Source organism: Streptococcus sp. D2 (genome assembly GCF_006385825.1).
Classification (GTDB): Bacteria; Bacillota; Bacilli; order Lactobacillales; family Streptococcaceae; genus Streptococcus; species Streptococcus shenyangsis.
Genome location: NZ_VFSI01000007.1, coordinates 100627 through 116444 on the forward strand (window position 1 = coordinate 100627; position 15818 = coordinate 116444).

Annotated in this window: 10 protein-coding genes, 17 tRNA genes, 1 rRNA gene and 3 pseudogenes; 4 read left to right on the forward strand and 27 right to left on the reverse strand. The window is 41.5% G+C overall.

Going from position 1 to position 15818, the window contains the following annotated elements; genetic code table 11:
• Positions 1 to 25: 25 nt before the first annotated feature.
• Positions 26 to 1507, reverse strand: coding sequence for a UDP-glucose--hexose-1-phosphate uridylyltransferase (locus FJR73_RS05755; RefSeq protein WP_140833864.1), 1482 nt, complete (start codon positions 1505 to 1507; stop codon positions 26 to 28).
• A gap of 18 nt (positions 1508 to 1525) precedes the next feature.
• Positions 1526 to 2704: a galactokinase gene (locus tag FJR73_RS05760; protein ID WP_140833866.1), complete on the reverse strand. Its 1179-nt coding sequence runs from the start codon at positions 2702 to 2704 to the stop codon at positions 1526 to 1528.
• Between the two features lie 164 nt (positions 2705 to 2868).
• Here FJR73_RS05760 and galR point away from each other — a divergent pair, with 164 nt between their 5' ends.
• On the forward strand, positions 2869 to 3873 hold the full coding sequence (gene galR, locus FJR73_RS05765; protein WP_140833868.1) for a DNA-binding transcriptional regulator GalR: 1005 nt from the start codon (positions 2869 to 2871) through the stop codon (positions 3871 to 3873).
• Positions 3874 to 3906: 33 nt separating this feature from the next.
• Here galR and FJR73_RS05770 read toward each other — a convergent pair.
• A pseudogene (locus FJR73_RS05770) lies at positions 3907 to 4792 on the reverse strand (cation diffusion facilitator family transporter).
• Positions 4793 to 4924: 132 nt separating this feature from the next.
• On the opposite strand from FJR73_RS05770, the gene FJR73_RS05775 reads away from it, so the two are divergent.
• Entirely contained in the window at positions 4925 to 5461 is a 537-nt protein-coding gene (locus FJR73_RS05775; protein WP_140833870.1) for a TetR/AcrR family transcriptional regulator, read from the forward strand.
• Between the two features lie 317 nt (positions 5462 to 5778).
• Here the strand turns inward: FJR73_RS05775 and pnuC are convergent, their stop codons facing one another.
• From pnuC to FJR73_RS05805, 6 genes and pseudogenes are all read right to left on the reverse strand, one after another.
• Positions 5779 to 6585: a nicotinamide riboside transporter PnuC gene (pnuC, locus tag FJR73_RS05780; protein ID WP_181146612.1), complete on the reverse strand. Its 807-nt coding sequence runs from the start codon at positions 6583 to 6585 to the stop codon at positions 5779 to 5781.
• A gap of 342 nt (positions 6586 to 6927) precedes the next feature.
• Positions 6928 to 8448, reverse strand: a complete 1521-nt coding sequence (locus tag FJR73_RS05785; RefSeq protein WP_140833875.1) for an ABC transporter permease/substrate-binding protein — start codon at positions 8446 to 8448, stop codon at positions 6928 to 6930.
• The gene (locus tag FJR73_RS05790; protein ID WP_140833878.1) at positions 8441 to 9169 is read right to left on the reverse strand and encodes an ABC transporter ATP-binding protein; all 729 of its coding nucleotides are present in this window, start codon (positions 9167 to 9169) and stop codon (positions 8441 to 8443) included. The genes FJR73_RS05785 and FJR73_RS05790 overlap by 8 nt, the downstream gene beginning before the upstream one ends.
• A gap of 14 nt (positions 9170 to 9183) precedes the next feature.
• Positions 9184 to 9375: pseudogene (locus FJR73_RS05795) on the reverse strand (polyketide cyclase); the annotation flags it as partial.
• Positions 9376 to 9409: 34 nt separating this feature from the next.
• Positions 9410 to 9853: a MarR family winged helix-turn-helix transcriptional regulator gene (locus FJR73_RS05800; protein ID WP_140833882.1), complete on the reverse strand. Its 444-nt coding sequence runs from the start codon at positions 9851 to 9853 to the stop codon at positions 9410 to 9412.
• Positions 9854 to 9998: 145 nt separating this feature from the next.
• Positions 9999 to 11192, reverse strand: coding sequence for an O-antigen ligase (locus FJR73_RS05805; RefSeq protein WP_140833884.1), 1194 nt, complete (start codon positions 11190 to 11192; stop codon positions 9999 to 10001).
• Positions 11193 to 11475: 283 nt separating this feature from the next.
• On the opposite strand from FJR73_RS05805, the gene birA reads away from it, so the two are divergent.
• Positions 11476 to 12411 (forward strand): bifunctional biotin--[acetyl-CoA-carboxylase] ligase/biotin operon repressor BirA, encoded by a 936-nt coding sequence (gene birA, locus FJR73_RS05810; protein WP_140833887.1) that lies wholly within the window; start codon positions 11476 to 11478, stop codon positions 12409 to 12411.
• A gap of 273 nt (positions 12412 to 12684) precedes the next feature.
• Positions 12685 to 13951 (forward strand): annotated as a pseudogene (locus FJR73_RS05815) (ISL3 family transposase).
• A 232-nt stretch (positions 13952 to 14183) separates the two neighbouring features.
• On the opposite strand, the gene FJR73_RS05820 reads toward FJR73_RS05815, so the two are convergent.
• The 18 genes from FJR73_RS05820 to rrf all read right to left on the reverse strand — a co-directional run bounded on the left by FJR73_RS05820 (position 14184) and on the right by rrf (position 15808).
• A tRNA-Ser gene (locus FJR73_RS05820) sits at positions 14184 to 14271 on the reverse strand.
• Between the two features lie 6 nt (positions 14272 to 14277).
• Positions 14278 to 14351: transfer RNA gene (locus tag FJR73_RS05825), tRNA-Ile, on the reverse strand.
• A gap of 34 nt (positions 14352 to 14385) precedes the next feature.
• A tRNA-Gly gene (locus tag FJR73_RS05830) sits at positions 14386 to 14456 on the reverse strand.
• A 20-nt stretch (positions 14457 to 14476) separates the two neighbouring features.
• Positions 14477 to 14549: transfer RNA gene (locus FJR73_RS05835), tRNA-Phe, on the reverse strand.
• Positions 14550 to 14552: 3 nt separating this feature from the next.
• Positions 14553 to 14626 (reverse strand) — tRNA-Met (locus FJR73_RS05840).
• A 10-nt stretch (positions 14627 to 14636) separates the two neighbouring features.
• A tRNA-Ser gene (locus tag FJR73_RS05845) sits at positions 14637 to 14726 on the reverse strand.
• A gap of 12 nt (positions 14727 to 14738) precedes the next feature.
• Positions 14739 to 14812 (reverse strand) — tRNA-Ile (locus tag FJR73_RS05850).
• A gap of 13 nt (positions 14813 to 14825) precedes the next feature.
• Positions 14826 to 14899: transfer RNA gene (locus tag FJR73_RS05855), tRNA-Met, on the reverse strand.
• Positions 14900 to 14904: 5 nt separating this feature from the next.
• Positions 14905 to 14978 (reverse strand) — tRNA-Pro (locus FJR73_RS05860).
• Between the two features lie 15 nt (positions 14979 to 14993).
• A tRNA-Arg gene (locus FJR73_RS05865) sits at positions 14994 to 15067 on the reverse strand.
• An 11-nt stretch (positions 15068 to 15078) separates the two neighbouring features.
• A tRNA-Leu gene (locus FJR73_RS05870) sits at positions 15079 to 15164 on the reverse strand.
• Between the two features lie 7 nt (positions 15165 to 15171).
• Positions 15172 to 15243: transfer RNA gene (locus FJR73_RS05875), tRNA-Gly, on the reverse strand.
• Positions 15244 to 15265: 22 nt separating this feature from the next.
• A tRNA-Thr gene (locus FJR73_RS05880) sits at positions 15266 to 15338 on the reverse strand.
• Between the two features lie 18 nt (positions 15339 to 15356).
• A tRNA-Leu gene (locus FJR73_RS05885) sits at positions 15357 to 15438 on the reverse strand.
• Between the two features lie 5 nt (positions 15439 to 15443).
• Positions 15444 to 15516: transfer RNA gene (locus FJR73_RS05890), tRNA-Lys, on the reverse strand.
• Between the two features lie 24 nt (positions 15517 to 15540).
• Positions 15541 to 15613: transfer RNA gene (locus FJR73_RS05895), tRNA-Asp, on the reverse strand.
• 2 nt (positions 15614 to 15615) lie between these two features.
• Positions 15616 to 15688 (reverse strand) — tRNA-Val (locus FJR73_RS05900).
• Positions 15689 to 15692: 4 nt separating this feature from the next.
• Positions 15693 to 15808, reverse strand: a 5S ribosomal RNA gene (gene rrf / locus FJR73_RS05905).
• Positions 15809 to 15818: the final 10 nt, after the last annotated feature.

The following is a 15818-nucleotide window of genomic DNA, read 5'->3' on the forward strand; positions in this document are numbered from 1 at the left end:
ATAGGACTGTGCAAGGAGAAAGCTCCTAGTCTGGCAAAATTCCGACCTGCTCTACAAAGCGCATAAAGGCAGTCTGTCCTTGTTCCGTCTGCTTGTAGACTCCTGCATCCTCAAGCACACGTGCAAAGATAGCTCCCACAGAGTCCTTGACGATTTCAAGGGCTTTTTCTTTATCCGCTAAATCTGGATGTTTGCCTTTGAGCTGGTCTGCCCATTCCTGATGATAATCGGCAACTGTAACAGTTTCTCCTACAAGATAGCTAGCGACTTGCTCCACTTCTACTTTCAGACGAGGTGGCAAGATTGCCAAGCCCATGACCTCAATCAAGCCAATATTTTCCTTCTTGATATGTTGGACATCCTTGTGGGGATGATAGATGCCATCAGGATGTTCTGCTGAAGTCTGATTGTCCCGCAAGACTAAGTCCAACTCAAACTGGCCATCTCGTTTACGGGCTATAGGTGTAATGGTATGGTGTGGTGTTCCATTACTTTCTGCCAAGACTTGCACACTTGGATCTGAATATTGCCGCCATTCTCGCAAAATCTTGTCAGCTAAGTTGATCAAATCTTCTTTGGAAGCCGAAGTCAAACGTAGCACTGACATTGGCCACTTGACAATTCCAGCCTTGACCTGCTCAAAGCCAGCAAATCGGAAAGTCTTTTGCAAGGGAGCCAATTCCATAGGAAAAACATGACGGCCTCCTTGATAGTGGTCATGAGTTAGAATAGAGCCCCCCACGATTGGTAGATCTGCATTTGAACCCGCAAAATAGCCTGGAAACTGCTCTACGATAGCCAACAGACGCTCAAAACTCTGATGACTAATGACCATGGGACGATGCTGGCCATCTAAAAAAATACAGTGCTCATTAAAGTAAGCATAGGGCGAATACTGGAAGCCCCACTCCTGACCAGCCATTTCAAAACGGATAATACGGTGGTTACTGCGAGCTGGGTGGTTGACCCGACCATGGTAGCCCTCATTCTCTAGACAAAGCTGACACTGAGGATAATGGCTAGCTTGCACCAACTTGGCTGCCGCAATCTCTTTGGGATCCTTTTCAGGCTTAGAGAGATTGATGGTGATTTCCAATTCTCCGTAATCAGACGGCACACGATAAGCAATATTCTTAGCAATGGCCTTGAGTTTGATGTAGTCATTTTTCTGGCTAAGTTGGTAAAAATCCGCTATCGCTTTCTCAGGAGATTGGGTGTAGGTTGCCCAGAAATCACGATTAACCTGACTTGGACAAGGGGTCACCAAGTTCATCAGTTCAGCACCAAGAATTTCACGCGCAGTCTGACTATCCTCAATCGTCTCTAATCGAACGGCTTCCTCAACCAGCTGGTCCTTGAGGTCAATCAATTTATCCAGATCCGTCTCAACTTCCAAGACACCATCTCCCACTCGTGCTAAGACACGATTGGTCAGGTAGATTCGATCCATTTCCTCAAATGAACTTTCAGAAATGACATGTGTTACAAATTTATCTACTAAGGTCACTATAGAGCCTCCTTTTGACTAGTCAAGGACGCGAGTGCCACCTGCAACTTCAGCGATATAGAAGCTTGGAGCGTAGCCAACTACTTCCTCGTAGTGTTTGCCTACAGCTTCCTTAAAGGCCTCAACAGTGTCTTTTTGCACCAAGGCAATAGCACAGCCACCAAAACCAGCCCCTGTCATACGAGCACCGAGAACTCCTTCTTGTGCCCAAGCTGTGTGAACAAGAGTATCCAATTCCAAACCAGTTACTTCATAGTCATGCTCTAGGGAAACGTGTGACGCATTCATCAAACGACCAAATGTTTCCAAATCTCCTGCTTGAAGGGCTGCTTGAGCTTTGAGAGTACGTTGGTTTTCAAGCACAGCATGGCGAGCACGTTTCAAACGATTTTCATCTTTAATCAGGTAGCTATATTGGTCAAAGGCCCACTCGTCTAATTCACCCAAAGTCTGAATATCCAAGGCAACTTGCAATTCTTCCACTGCTTTTTCACACTCAGCACGGCGTTCATTGTACTTAGAGTCAGCCAATTCACGGCGTTTATTGGTGTTCATGATAACAACGACATTGTCCTTCAAATCAAGTGGTACCAAATCATACTCTAAAGTGTTAGTATCTAAGTAAATAGCACGTTGATCAGCCCCCATACCGATAGCAAACTGGTCCATGATACCAGAGTTGACTCCGATAAAGTTGTTTTCTGTTTGTTTACCGATTTTAACCAAATCCAAACGGTCTAGTTTTAAATCAAAGAGATGCTCAGCCACGACCCCTGTCAAAAGTTCCAAGGATGCTGAAGAAGACAAGCCAGCACCATTTGGGATATTCCCAAAGACATAAAAATCAAAACCTTTGTCAATCACATGTCCAGCTTCTTGCAAGAAATGAAGAACTCCTTTTGGATAGTTGGTCCAGTTGTGCTCTTTTTCAAACCTGAGATCCGCTAGAGGCACTTCGATGATACCCTTGTCCTCAAAGTTTGCTGAGTAGAAACGCAAGACTTGGTCATCACGTTTGCGAGCAGCCCCATAAGTTCCTAAGGAAATGGCTGCCGGAAATACATGTCCACCATTATAGTCTGTGTGCTCACCAATCAAGTTGATACGACCTGGTGAAAAGAAGGTTTGGTCTGCTTCTTGACCAAAAACAGCAAGAAAGTCTTTACGAAGAGCTTCAGCAGTAAGATGTTGTGTCATATGAATTCTCCTTTTACTGTGCGTTAAGTCACCTTAACGTGTAATCGTTTTCTTCTATTGTATACAAGGGATTTCCTAAGGTCAATCCTTTTTACTAAAATTTTACTAAACTATCGGTAAAAGGCAGAAAAATATGATATACTAACCTTAAAGAAGGAGGATTTATGGCTACCTTAAAAGACATTGCACAGCTAGCCTCTGTCTCTATCGCGACCGTATCCCGTGTCCTCAATCGAGACCAGAGCCTATCTGTTACAGAAAAAACCAGGCACCGTATTTTAACCGTTGCTGAAGAACTGGGCTACACCAAGCACCTCAAGACAGGAGAGTCCCACAAACCCAAGCAAAAGATTGCCATTATCCAATGGGTCAGCGAACAAGGGGAGCTAGATGATCTCTACTACTACCAGATTCGCCTAGGCATAGAAAAAAGAGCCCAAGAGTTGGACTATGATATCTTGCGCTATTTTAATGACCATCCTTTTACCCTGAGCGAGGAAGTGATTGGAATTCTCTGCATCGGAAAGTTTAGCCGAACTCAGATTTCTGCCTTTGAAGAATACCAAAAGCCTCTTGTCTTTCTAGACAGTGATACTCTTTCGCTAGGACATACCTGCATTATCACAGACTTTTACACTGCCATGAAACAGGTTGTCGATTATTTCCTCAGCCAAGGAATGGACCGTATCGGGATTCTAACAGGGCTTGAGGAAACAACAGACCAAGAAGAAATCATTGAGGATAAGCGGCTGGAAAATTTCAGAAACTACAGTCAAACAAAAGGAATCTATCATGATGAACTGGTCTTTCAAGGAAGATTTACCGCCCAGTCTGGCTATGACTTGATGAAGGAGGCTATTCAGAATTTGGGAGACCAACTGCCACCAGCATTTTTTGCAGCTAGCGATAGTTTAGCCATCGGTGCCCTCCGTGCCCTCCAAGAAGCTGGAATCAGCCTACCAGATCGTGTCAGCCTCATTTCCTTTAACGACACTAGTCTGACCAAGCAGGTTTATCCTCCCCTCTCTAGCATCACCGTCTATACCGAGGAAATGGGCCGGGCAGGTATGGATATTCTTAACAAAGAAGTACTCCACGGTCGCAAAATCCCTAGCCTGACCATGCTGGGAACCAGATTGACCTTGAGAGAGAGTACAAGGAATGATTAGAATTACAAAATGACCTCTAGCAAGGCTGTTTCTCTAATAATCTCTATGATTCCGCTCCAACTCACACCTTTCGCTTATGTGCTTGGTGACTTTCTAGGTCAACATCAACTTCAATGGTAATATTTTGAAAGCCACAATCTTTGAGGAAAATTCGAATAGATTCTTTACAAGTTTCCATATGCTCCATCTCTTTTAAACAAACATGGACAATGGCATTTTTTTCCAAACCATCCATAGTCCAGAGATTAAGCTGATTGATACTAGCGACATGGTCCAATTCTGCTAAATCCGTCTTGATCTTCTGGATATCTACTCCTTCTGGCACTGCATCGAGGAATATCTTGAGCGTGCTCCAAAAACGTGGAAGGGCTTTTGACAGAATAAAGAAGGAAATAGCAAGAGACAAGAGCGGATCCAAGATATACCAATCGGTAAATCGAAGAACAATGGCCATCAGGATGACAGCCACCCAACCCAAGGTATCTTCCAGAAAGTGCAGGCTGAGAATGGATTCATTCTTGGTTTGTCCTTTGCGAATGACGAGACTCGCTAGCACATTGATAATAATCGCAATAATTCCTAACCAGAGAATCCCCTCATCATTGACCGATTGTGGATGAAAGATTTTCGCTATATTTTCCAAAATGACCAAAACGGACCCTGTCATAAGAATCACAGCCGTTATCATGGCTCCTAAAAGGCTAAAACGCTTGTAGCCCAAGGTATAGTGGCTGTCTTCTTCACGATTGGAGATACTTTACAAAAAGACTGAGATCCCAATAGCAATCGCATCTCCCAAGTCATGCACCGAGTCAGCAAGAACTGCACTGGACCCAAACACTCCACCAGCGATAAACTCGACAATGGCATAAGTCAAATTTAAGAAAAAAGCTAGCCAAACAGTATATTTTGCCTTCATATTTCTCATTCCTTTGTTATAATAGATTTATGAACATCTTGTTCATTATCATTATCCACTAAAACTCAAAGAAAGGATAGAAGCAAAAGGTCAGCTTTATTCAGTTCTGAACAATTTGCCTCAAGTGTCCATATGACTAACATTGACCGCCGTACCAGTAAAATAAAAAAAGCCATCTATCAAGCTTTTCTACAACTTTTGAACACTAAGGGCTACGAGGCCACTACTGTTCAGGATATTATTGATCTCGCAGATGTGGGACGTTCTACTTTTTACTGTCACTATGAGAGCAAGGAGCTGCTTCTGGACGAGCTTTGCCGCTACCTATTCCATCATCTTTTTGAAAGAGAGCAAGCCATTTCAACCGAAGATTACCTCGCCCACCTCTTTCTGCATTTTCAGAAAAACCAAAATCATATCACCAGTTTACTATTCTCCAAGAATGACTACTTCCTCCGCCAACTCCAGAGAGAGTTGGAACACCACGTCTACCCCATGCTGGTTGATGATTTGAAAGAAGCACACCCAAGTTTGCCTGCTTCTTATCTCCAACACTTAGTTGTAACCAACTTTATCGAGACATTGACCTGGTGGCTCAAAAAAGGACAAGATTTTACAGTTCAGGAAGTTGTCCAATTTTATCTAGACCTTCTCACTCCTAAAATTTGAATACAGAGTAAAGTTCAGTTGCCTTATTTCTAGGTTACTGAGTTTTTTATCTTTTCAACAACAAAAGAGGACCCGCCGATCCTCTTTTTCATAATATAATACTCTTCGAAAATCTCTTCAAACCACGTCAACGTCGCCTTGCCGTAGATATGTTACTGACTTCGTCAGTCTTATCTACAACCTCAAAGCAGTGCTTTGAGAAACCTATGACTAGTTTCCTAGTTTGCTCTTTGATTTTCATTGAGTATAAAACCCTTTATTATCAACTCTATCTGTTTTATCCCAAAACTTAAAATAGCACTTTCAAACATCTTTTCCTAGTTAGGTAAGTCAGTATTCTGCTTAGCAGCCTTGCTCCATTGATACCAACCAACTATACTGTTGATGAGATAAATCAGGTATTTCCCTTGAATTTGCAGGCTTTCTCCCCACCAGAGATAGATTGAAAAGACATTGGTAGCTGCCCAGAATATCCACTGTTCACGGTAAACAGCTGTCATGAGGATTTGCCCTACCTCATTGGTCGCATCTGTGATTGAATCACGATAGGGACGATTGGCACCAATAGACTGATAAATAAAGCCAAAGGTCAACCACCAAAGAACACTAATGGAAAGATACTTTGTCCAGCCCTTGCCGTCCAGTTTACGCGTGACAAACTCCTGCTTTTCCTTCTTAAACTGTGCCTGATAAATCCAAACTAGAAGTCCAATCGGTTGCATAACTGTGAAGTAAAGTGTCGTCAGTACCTCACCATAAAAGCCTTTCTGTAGTACCAAAATAAGGTAAATAACAGAGTTAATCAAGCCAAAAAGATAATTACTTGCTCGACCTTCCGATACAAAGATAACACAGATAATCCCTGTCAAGCTACAAATCATCCCAATCCAGTCAACAATACGGTGTTCATAAATCAATTCTAGCCAGAGAGGAAAACTTCCTAAAACCAGCAAATACAACCACTGGGCAAAACTACGATGGGCAAAGAGGTCATCCCAGATAGCCTTCATAGTTCCTGAAAATCCTAAATCAACCATAGCCGTAACCATACGACGGTAACCACCTGACATTTCACCTAGGGTTGTTTTGATATTTTCAATTTTCTTTTGCAAATAAGTATGCATCATTTCTCCTTTTGTTTTTAAAGAGCCGTATCTGGATAGACTTTCGGACGCAACGCCCTATTATATAATGAACTGTCTATACACAAGATTTCCAGCCTTAGTCGACATGAGCTGAAAACCCTTATTTGTTAAGTAATTCACAACACATTATACACCTATTTTATGAATATCTAAGTGTCTTTACAGTAAAATTTGCAAATTCCTGAAAATTTTCTCTTTCTTTCCATTTTAAGTGACATTCAATAACCCTAAAATCAAAAAGCCCAGACGAAATTGTCTGAGCATTCTTTTATCTAGTCGTTTAAGGAAGTTTAGTTCAGTATGTTTAAAGTCTATGCCCCATCATTTCTTCAACAAACCTTGTTCTTGGAGAAATTCCTTGGCTACTTGTTCTGCTGACTTGCCTTCAACACCGACTTGGTAGTTGAGCTGGCTCATCTGGCTTTCTGTAATCTTACCAGCCAATTTATTAAGAACTCTTTCCAACTCTGGATGTTTCTTGAGAAGAGCTTCTTTCATGAGTGGAGCCCCTTGATAAGGTGGGAAGAGTTGCTTGTCATCTTCCAAGACCTGTAAATCATAACGCTCCAATTCCGCATCAGTCGAATAGGCATCCGTGATTTGAATATCACCTGACTGAATTGCCTGATAGCGAAGGGCTGGCTCCATGGTTGCCACATTGAGATTGAGACCATACATTGATTGCAAGCCCTTATTTCCATCTTCACGGTCATTAAACTCAAGTGTAAAGCCTGCCTTCAACTGCCCTTCCACTTTTTTCAAGTCCGAAATAGTCTTCAAGCCATATTCTTGAGCAATTTTTTTCGGAACAGCTACAGCATAGGTATTTTGATAAGACATGGGGTTGAGATAAGCTAGATGATCCTGTTTGGCAATGCCATCACGCGCTACCTGATAAACCTGCTCTGGCTCATGACTCACTTTCGGTGATGGCTGAAGTAAACTTTCAGTCACCGTACCGGTAAATTCAGGATAAATATCAATATCGCCTTTTTTCAGAGCTTCATAGAGAAAGCTTGTTTTCCCAAAATTCGGTTTAACAGTCGCAGTCATACTGGTATTTTCTTCAATTAGCAACTTATACATATTGGCCAAAATTTCTGGTTCTGGCCCCAATTTCCCAGCAATGATCAGGTTCTCTTTCTCTTTTTGAGCCAAGAGAGCTGGACTATAAGATAGACCGAGCAATATTGCCATCAAGGCAAAACCAGAAAAAATCGTCCGCAATTTTGCTTTTTCCATCACTTTTAGTAGGAAGTTAAAGGCAATGGCTAGCACTGCAGAAGAAAGTGCCCCAATCAAAATCAGACTGGCATTATTACGGTCAATTCCCAAAAGGATAAAGGAACCCAGTCCCCCTGCACCAATCAAGGCCGCCAAGGTTGCCGTACCGATAACCAATACTGCTGCTGTCCGAATCCCAGACATGATAACAGGCATGGCAAGTGGAATTTCAAACTTCTTGAGACGCTCCCACCTAGTCATCCCAAAGGCAATCCCAGCCTCTTGCAGACTTGGATCAATTCCCTTGAGCCCAGTGATGGTATTTTGTAAAATCGGAAAGATCGCATAAATCACTAAAGCTGTCAAAGCCGGCAAGGTTCCAATTCCCATCAAGGGGATAAAGAGTCCCAACAAGGCCAGTGACGGGATAGTCTGGAAAATCCCTGCAATCTGCAAGACCCAGTCGGCCAACTTCTCATGATAGCGAAGAGAAACAGCCAAGGGAATCGCGATAAAAATAGCTAGTAACAAGGTCAACAGTGACAACTGCAAATGTTGAGATAGGGCTGTCACCCAATCACTAAAACGATCCTGAAAAGTTGCAATTAAATTAGTCATGAACACTACCTCCAAACAAGTCTGCTACAAAGTCTGTGGCAGGCGCTTTTAAAATGGTCTCGGGATTCGCTACCTGGCGAATCTCTCCATCCTGCAAGACAGCAATACGATCCGCCAATTTCAAGGCTTCATCCGTATCATGGGTTACAAAAATCGTTGTCATCCCAAACTCTTTATGCAATTCTTTAGTCAGAACCTGCAACTGTTTGCGAGAAATAGCATCCAAGGCTGAAAAAGGTTCATCCATGAGGAGAATCTTAGGCTGACCAATCATAGCCCGTACAATTCCAACACGCTGTTGCTCCCCACCAGATAATTCACTAGGCAAACGATGCCCATACTCAGCTACTGGCAAGCCAACCTTAGCCAAAAGCTCTTCAGTTTTCTTAGCAATTTCTTCCTTAGTCCATCCCTTCATCTCAGGAATCAGGGCAATGTTTTCCGCGACCGTTAGATTAGGAAAGAGAGAAATGGCCTGTAAAACATAGCCAGTAGAGAGACGAAGCTCACGCTCATCATAGTCTTTGATGCGCTTGCCATCCATATAAATATTTCCATCAGTCGGTTCCAAGAGACGGTTAATCATCTTAATCATAGTCGTCTTACCTGAGCCAGATGGACCAACTAAAACCATGAACTCCCCATTCTCAATCCGTAAATTGACATCTCTCAAGACATCTTTTTCTGTGTAACGTAAAGCTACATTCTTGTATTCAATCATTCTGTATCCTCAATTTAAAACTTCCCTCGATTGGTCAAGTCTTCTACCTTAGGCATAACTTCTTTATTATTCCAATGCTCCACAATTTTCCCGTTTTCTAGACGGAGGATATCGTACTGGGCATAAGCAACTCCATCAATCTGAGTCTGACCATAGCTAACCACATAGTTTCCTTGTCCTAATAGTTGGAAAACAAAGTCGAAAGTGGCCTTTACTTAAAAACAGCTAATTTGCTCCATTTTAATCCTCATTTGCCTTCTCTTTCAGATTAGCCAAAATTCTTTCTTGAAAGGCTTCAAACTGACGAATTTCTTCCTCTGAAAATCCTTTGTAAAAAATCGTATCCAATCTCTGACTGACACGATGTCCCACTTCTTTCTGGGACTTGCCTAACTCAGTTAACACTAAATACTTCTTACGCTTGTCTTTCCCACACGGACTAACAATTACAAGCTTTTGTTCCTCTAGCTTTTTTATCATAGTCGTCAGCGTATTATTCGCAAGCCCAGTCGCAAGCGCGATATCTGTCGCAGTTGCGCAGCCAGTTTCACTATTCCATAAAACCGCTAAAATCTTACCCTGTTCACCCCTATAAAGAGCCTCAGGATCTTGGCTCAGTAACTTCTGAAAAATCCGCCCATTCAACAAACGAATATGATGGGCTACCAAATGACTATCTTTCATGGCACCTCCAATTTATTTCTATATCGATATGAATAAAAAATATTATAATATTTATTATTTTAATTGTCAACTATTTCGATTTAGAAATAATTTTTCCCTGTAAAAAAATCTCCTACACAAGGTAGAAGATTGTAATCTTATATACTTAATCCGTCATGTCCGATACCAACGCTCGATGCTCCAACGGAATACTGCACATAACTAGCAAGAAAATGAAGCCTGACTGGATCCAGAAGAGAGCTAAGTCAAAGATTCCGTGTACAGCAACCACGGTAAGGAAAGATAGATAAAGACCGATAATCGGACGTTTCCCCGACTCCTGACTCATATCCATCATCAAGCGAACAGGAGCAACAGAAGACAAAACTAATAAAATAGTCCCCACAATTCCGTAACTCAGAATCGTATCAATATAAAGGCTGTGAGCATGTTCATGATAAGGAGCGTGTATCCGAGGATAAGAGTGCATATAGGTTAATGGCCCTTCACCCCAAAAAGGATTTTGTTTAAACAAGGCCATCCCAGCATCCCAGATAGAAATTCGTTCTTCCATAGAGGAATCTAAAGTTCCCATCCGAACTCCCAAATCACTGGAAAAGAGGAAACTCAAGCCAATCGCAAAGACCCCTATACTAAGCCAAAAGGCCTTCCAGTTTTTAATGGTCGTAAAGAGATAAATAATGGCTCCAGCGATAATAGCAGGAAAGGCAGTTCGATTTTGCGTAAAGTTCAAACCAAAGAGATTCACAAAGCCTGCAAACACACAGAATACTTTCAACCAATTCAACTTGGTCGTTGTAAACAGATAGAAAGCAATCATGATACAGAAACAACAAATAATTCCATAATAATTAGGATTAAAGAAGGTCACTTCTGCACGATTCTGATGCCACACCTGCATATTGGGTGAAAGAAAAGCATAGTTGAATTTCTTCACAATTTGGAAATGTTCTAAACTCGCAAAAGCAGCTGACAAGACGCTACCAAACAAGACGAACTGCAAAATCAATCGAAAGAATTTATGTGATAAAATCGACTGATAGTGCAAAAAGAAAACAGTAAATAGAAACATTCCTACTGAAGCAACAACTCCCATCCAATTTTGTGCAAAAACGGATATAACAGTACTATAGCCAAGAAAAAGAAGCAGCATCGGATGCTCTCCCATTTTCTGAAGAATACTTTTCATGTCTCCTGTGAAAATTAAACTGATAATATATAAACAGAATACAACTACAAAAAGATAAAAGGGTAAAAAGATACTCAGGATAATTCCCAATAAAATCAGCTCTTTACTAGACAACCCTTTCAGCTTTTCAATAAAGCCTATTGATTTCAAAATGAATCCTTTCTCTCCAAATCAACTGATTCAGATAATAGTAAGCTACCCTTTATTGTACCACTTTTTTAGCAATTTGAAAACAAAGGAAACGTTTACTAGGTAAAAAAGGGAGCAAAAATACTGGGATTTCAAAACTCAATCATTAGTACTACATTTACTCCAAGAAAATCATACCGTAAAGACTAGGCATATGTTAAAATAGTAGTAATAAAATATAGATTAGGCGCAACTATCCAAACTAGATTCAAATCATATACTATTCTTAAAGAAAGGCAACACTATGAAATCCTACCAAGCTGTCTACCAAATCCTATCTAAAGAAACCGACTATATCAGCGGAGAAAAAATTGCAGAAGAACTATCCCTAAGCCGAACATCAATTTGGAAAGCCATCAAGCGACTAGAACAAGAAGGCATTGAAATTGATAGTATCAAAAACAAAGGATATAAACTGATGAATGGTGACCTTATTCTTCCAGAGATTCTAGAAAAAAATCTTCCAATTAATGTCAGTTTTAAACCAGAAACAAAATCGACACAACTAGATGCAAAAGAAGCAATTGATTTAGGGAATGAAGCAAATACTCTCTACCTAGCTTCCTATCAAACAGCTGGCCGAGGCCGTTTTCAACGTTCTTTCTACTCCCCACAAGGGGGCATTTATATGACACTCCATCTTAAACCAAATCTCCCCTATGACAAATTACCATCCTACACACTACTTGTAGCAGGAGCTGTCTACAAAGCCATTAAGAACCTAACTTTAATAGATATCGACATAAAATGGGTCAATGATATCTACCTAAACAATCATAAAATTGGAGGAATCCTTACTGAGGCAATGACCTCTGTAGAAACTGGCTTAGTCACAGATATCATTATTGGAGTAGGAATCAACTTTACTATTAAAGACTTCCCCCAGGAATTAAAAGAAAAAGCTGCTAGTCTATTTAAAGCACCAGCACCTATAACCAGAAATGAATTAATTATAGAGATATGGCGTGCTTTCTTCGAAACACCAGCAGAAGAGCTATTATACCTATATAAAAAACAGTCCTTCGTTCTAGGAAAAGAAGTGACTTTTACACTAGAACAGAAAGACTACAAGGGGCTTGCTAAAGATATCTCTGAAAGTGGAAAACTTTTAGTTCAATGTGATAACGGAAAAGAAATCTGGCTAAATAGCGGAGAAATTTCACTAAAGAGTTGGAAGTAGTAATAAACAAGCACAACCATAAAATCGACAATATGTAGTTGATTGAAGTTAGATTATTACATAGTGACTGCTAAAACATTTCTAGAATTTAATTTGATTTTCCTAATCGATTTGTTCATATCTTATTTCAATCTACTATAGTTGACAAAGAAGCTCTATAATTTCTGTAGTGGGTAAATCCCCTATGGATATTATGGAGCCTATTTTGTGTAGAAAAAAAGTCCCATAAGATCTATAATGAAAAGCAACCAAACCATCATTAGAAAGAATCATATGGAACAATTATGTTTTATCACAAAACTACTCGATATCAAAGACCCCAATATCCAAATTATGGATATCGTTAATAGGGATTCACACAAGGAAATCATCGCTAAACTGAATTATGAGGCTCCACCTTGTCCTGATTGTGGTAGTTTGATGAAGAAGTATGACTTTCAAAAACCGTCTAAGATTCCTTACCTTGAAACAACTGGTATGGCTACTAGAATCCTACTTAAAAAGCGCCGTTTTAAGTGCTCTATCATTGCTCTAAAATGATGGTAGCTGAGACTTCTCTCGTCAAGAAGAATCACCAAATCCCTCGTATCATCAATCAAAAGATTGCTCAAAAGTTGATTGAAAAAACTTCTATGACCGACATTGCTCATCAGCTGGCCATTTCAACTTCAACTGTTATTCGCAAACTCAATGACTTCCGTTTTAAGCATGATCTTTCTTGTCTTCCTGAAATTATATCCTGGGATGAGTACGCTTTTACAAAGGGAAAGATTAGTTTCATTGCGCAAGATTTTGAAAAGCTCAATATCATTACTGTTCTTGAAGGGAGAACACAAGCTATCATCCGGAATCACTTTCTGCGCTACGATAGAGCCGTTCGTTCTCAGGTGAAAATCATTACTATGGATATATTTAGTCCCTACTATGACTTGGCTAAACAGCTTTTTCCGTGTGCAAAATTGTACTTGATCGCTTTCACATTGTTCAACATCTAAGTCGTGCCATGAGTCGTGTGCGTGTCCAAATCATGAATCAGTTTGAGCGAAAATCCCATGAATACAAGGCTATCAAGCGCTACTGAAAACTCATTCAACAGGATAGCCGTAAACTGAGTGATAAGCGATTTTATCGCCCTACTTTTCGTATGCACTTAACTAATAAAGAGATTCTAGACAAGCTTTTGAACTATTCAGAAGACTTGAAACATCACTATCATCACTATCAGCTCTTGCTTTGTCACTTTCAGAATAAGGATCCGGAGAAATTTTTCGGGCTCATTGACGATAATCTAAAGAAGGTTCATTCTCTTTTTCAGACTGTCTTTAAAACCTTTCTCAAGGAAAAAGAGAAGATCGCCAACGCCCTTCAACTACCCTATTCCAACGCCAAACTGGAAGCCACCAATAATCTTATCAAACTTATCAAGCGCAATGCTTTTGGTTTTCGAAACTTCGAAAGCTTCAAAAAACGGATTTTTATCGCTCTGAACATCAAAAAAGAAAGGACGAATTTTGTCCTTTCTCGAGATTATACTCAATAAAAATCAAAAAGCAAACTAGGAAACTAGCCGCAGGCTGTACTTGAGTACGGCAAAGTAACGTTTACACGGTTTGAATTTGATTTTTGAAGAGTATTAGCTTTTCTTCAACCCACTACAGTTGACAAAGAGCCAAAAAACTTCAGATAAGTAATACAATTAAGTTTTACAAATCTGAAATTATTATTCTACTATTCTTAAAATACAAAAAGAGAGATATAAACTCTCAATAAAACGGAGAATAAGGGATTCGAACCCTTGCGCCAGTTACCCGACCTAACGATTTAGCAAACCGTCCTCTTCAGCCTCTTGAGTAATTCTCCTATTAATGGGCACGAGTGGACTCGAACCACCGACCTCACGCTTATCAGGCGTGCGCTCTAACCACCTGAGCTACGCGCCCAAGTTAAAAACTTGGTAATTTGAACAAAGTTCAAAGCGGGTGACGAGAATCGAACTCGCGACAACAGCTTGGAAGGCTGTAGTTTTACCACTAAACTACACCCGCATACATGCTATAAGTAAAAATGGCGCGAGACGGAATCGAACCGCCGACACATGGAGCTTCAATCCATTGCTCTACCAACTGAGCTACCGAGCCTTATTGCGGGAGCAGGATTTGAACCTACGACCTTCGGGTTATGAGCCCGACGAGCTACCGAGCTGCTCCATCCCGCGTTAATAAAAAAGGAGGATGTGGGATTCGAACCCACGCACGCTTTTACACGCCTGACGGTTTTCAAGACCGTTCCCTTCAGCCGGACTTGGGTAATCCTCCATACTATTCAAATGGACCTTGTAGGACTTGAACCTACGACCACTCGGTTATGAGCCGAGAGCTCTAACCAGCTGAGCTAAAGGTCCAACAAGATCATTATAGCGGCGAAGGGGATCGAACCCCCGACCTCCCGGGTATGAACCGGACGCTCTAGCCAGCTGAGCTACACCGCCATGAATCGGGAAGACAGGATTCGAACCTGCGACACCTTGGTCCCAAACCAAGTACTCTACCAAGCTGAGCTACTTCCCGAGTTAAATAGAAAAATGCACCCTAGAGGAGTCGAACCTCTAACCGCCTGATTCGTAGTCAGGTACTCTATCCAGTTGAGCTAAGGGTGCTCATTATATTATGCCGAGGACCGGAATCGAACCGGTACGATCGTTACCAATCGCAGGATTTTAAGTCCTGTGCGTCTGCCAGTTCCGCCACCCCGGCCTCTCTAAGCGAACGACGGGATTCGAACCCGCGACCCCCACCTTGGCAAGGTGGTGTTCTACCACTGAACTACGTTCGCACTATTTTCTTCTATCTAAAAATGCCGGCTACATGACTTGAACACGCGACCCTCTGATTACAAATCAGATGCTCTACCAACTGAGCTAAGCCGGCTCATTTATTATATCTTAATGCGGGTTAAGGGACTTGAACCCCCACGCCGTTAAGCGCCAGATCCTAAATCTGGTGCGTCTGCCAATTCCGCCAAACCCGCAGATATGACCCGTACTGGGCTCGAACCAGTGACCCATTGATTAAAAGTCAATTGCTCTACCAACTGAGCTAACGAGTCTAAAATAACTTTCGTTATCTTAAACGGTCCCGACGGGAATCGAACCCGCGATCTTCGCCGTGACAGGGCGACGTGATAACCGCTACACTACGGGACCTATGGGAGTTAACGGGATCGAACCGCTGACCCTCTGCTTGTAAGGCAGATGCTCTCCCAGCTGAGCTAAACTCCCTAGAGCTAAGCGACTTCCATATCTCACAGGGGGCAACCCCCAACTACTTCCGGCGTTCTAGGGCTTAACTTCTGTGTTCGGCATGGGTACAGGTGTATCTCCTAGGCTATCGTCACTTAACTCTGAGTAA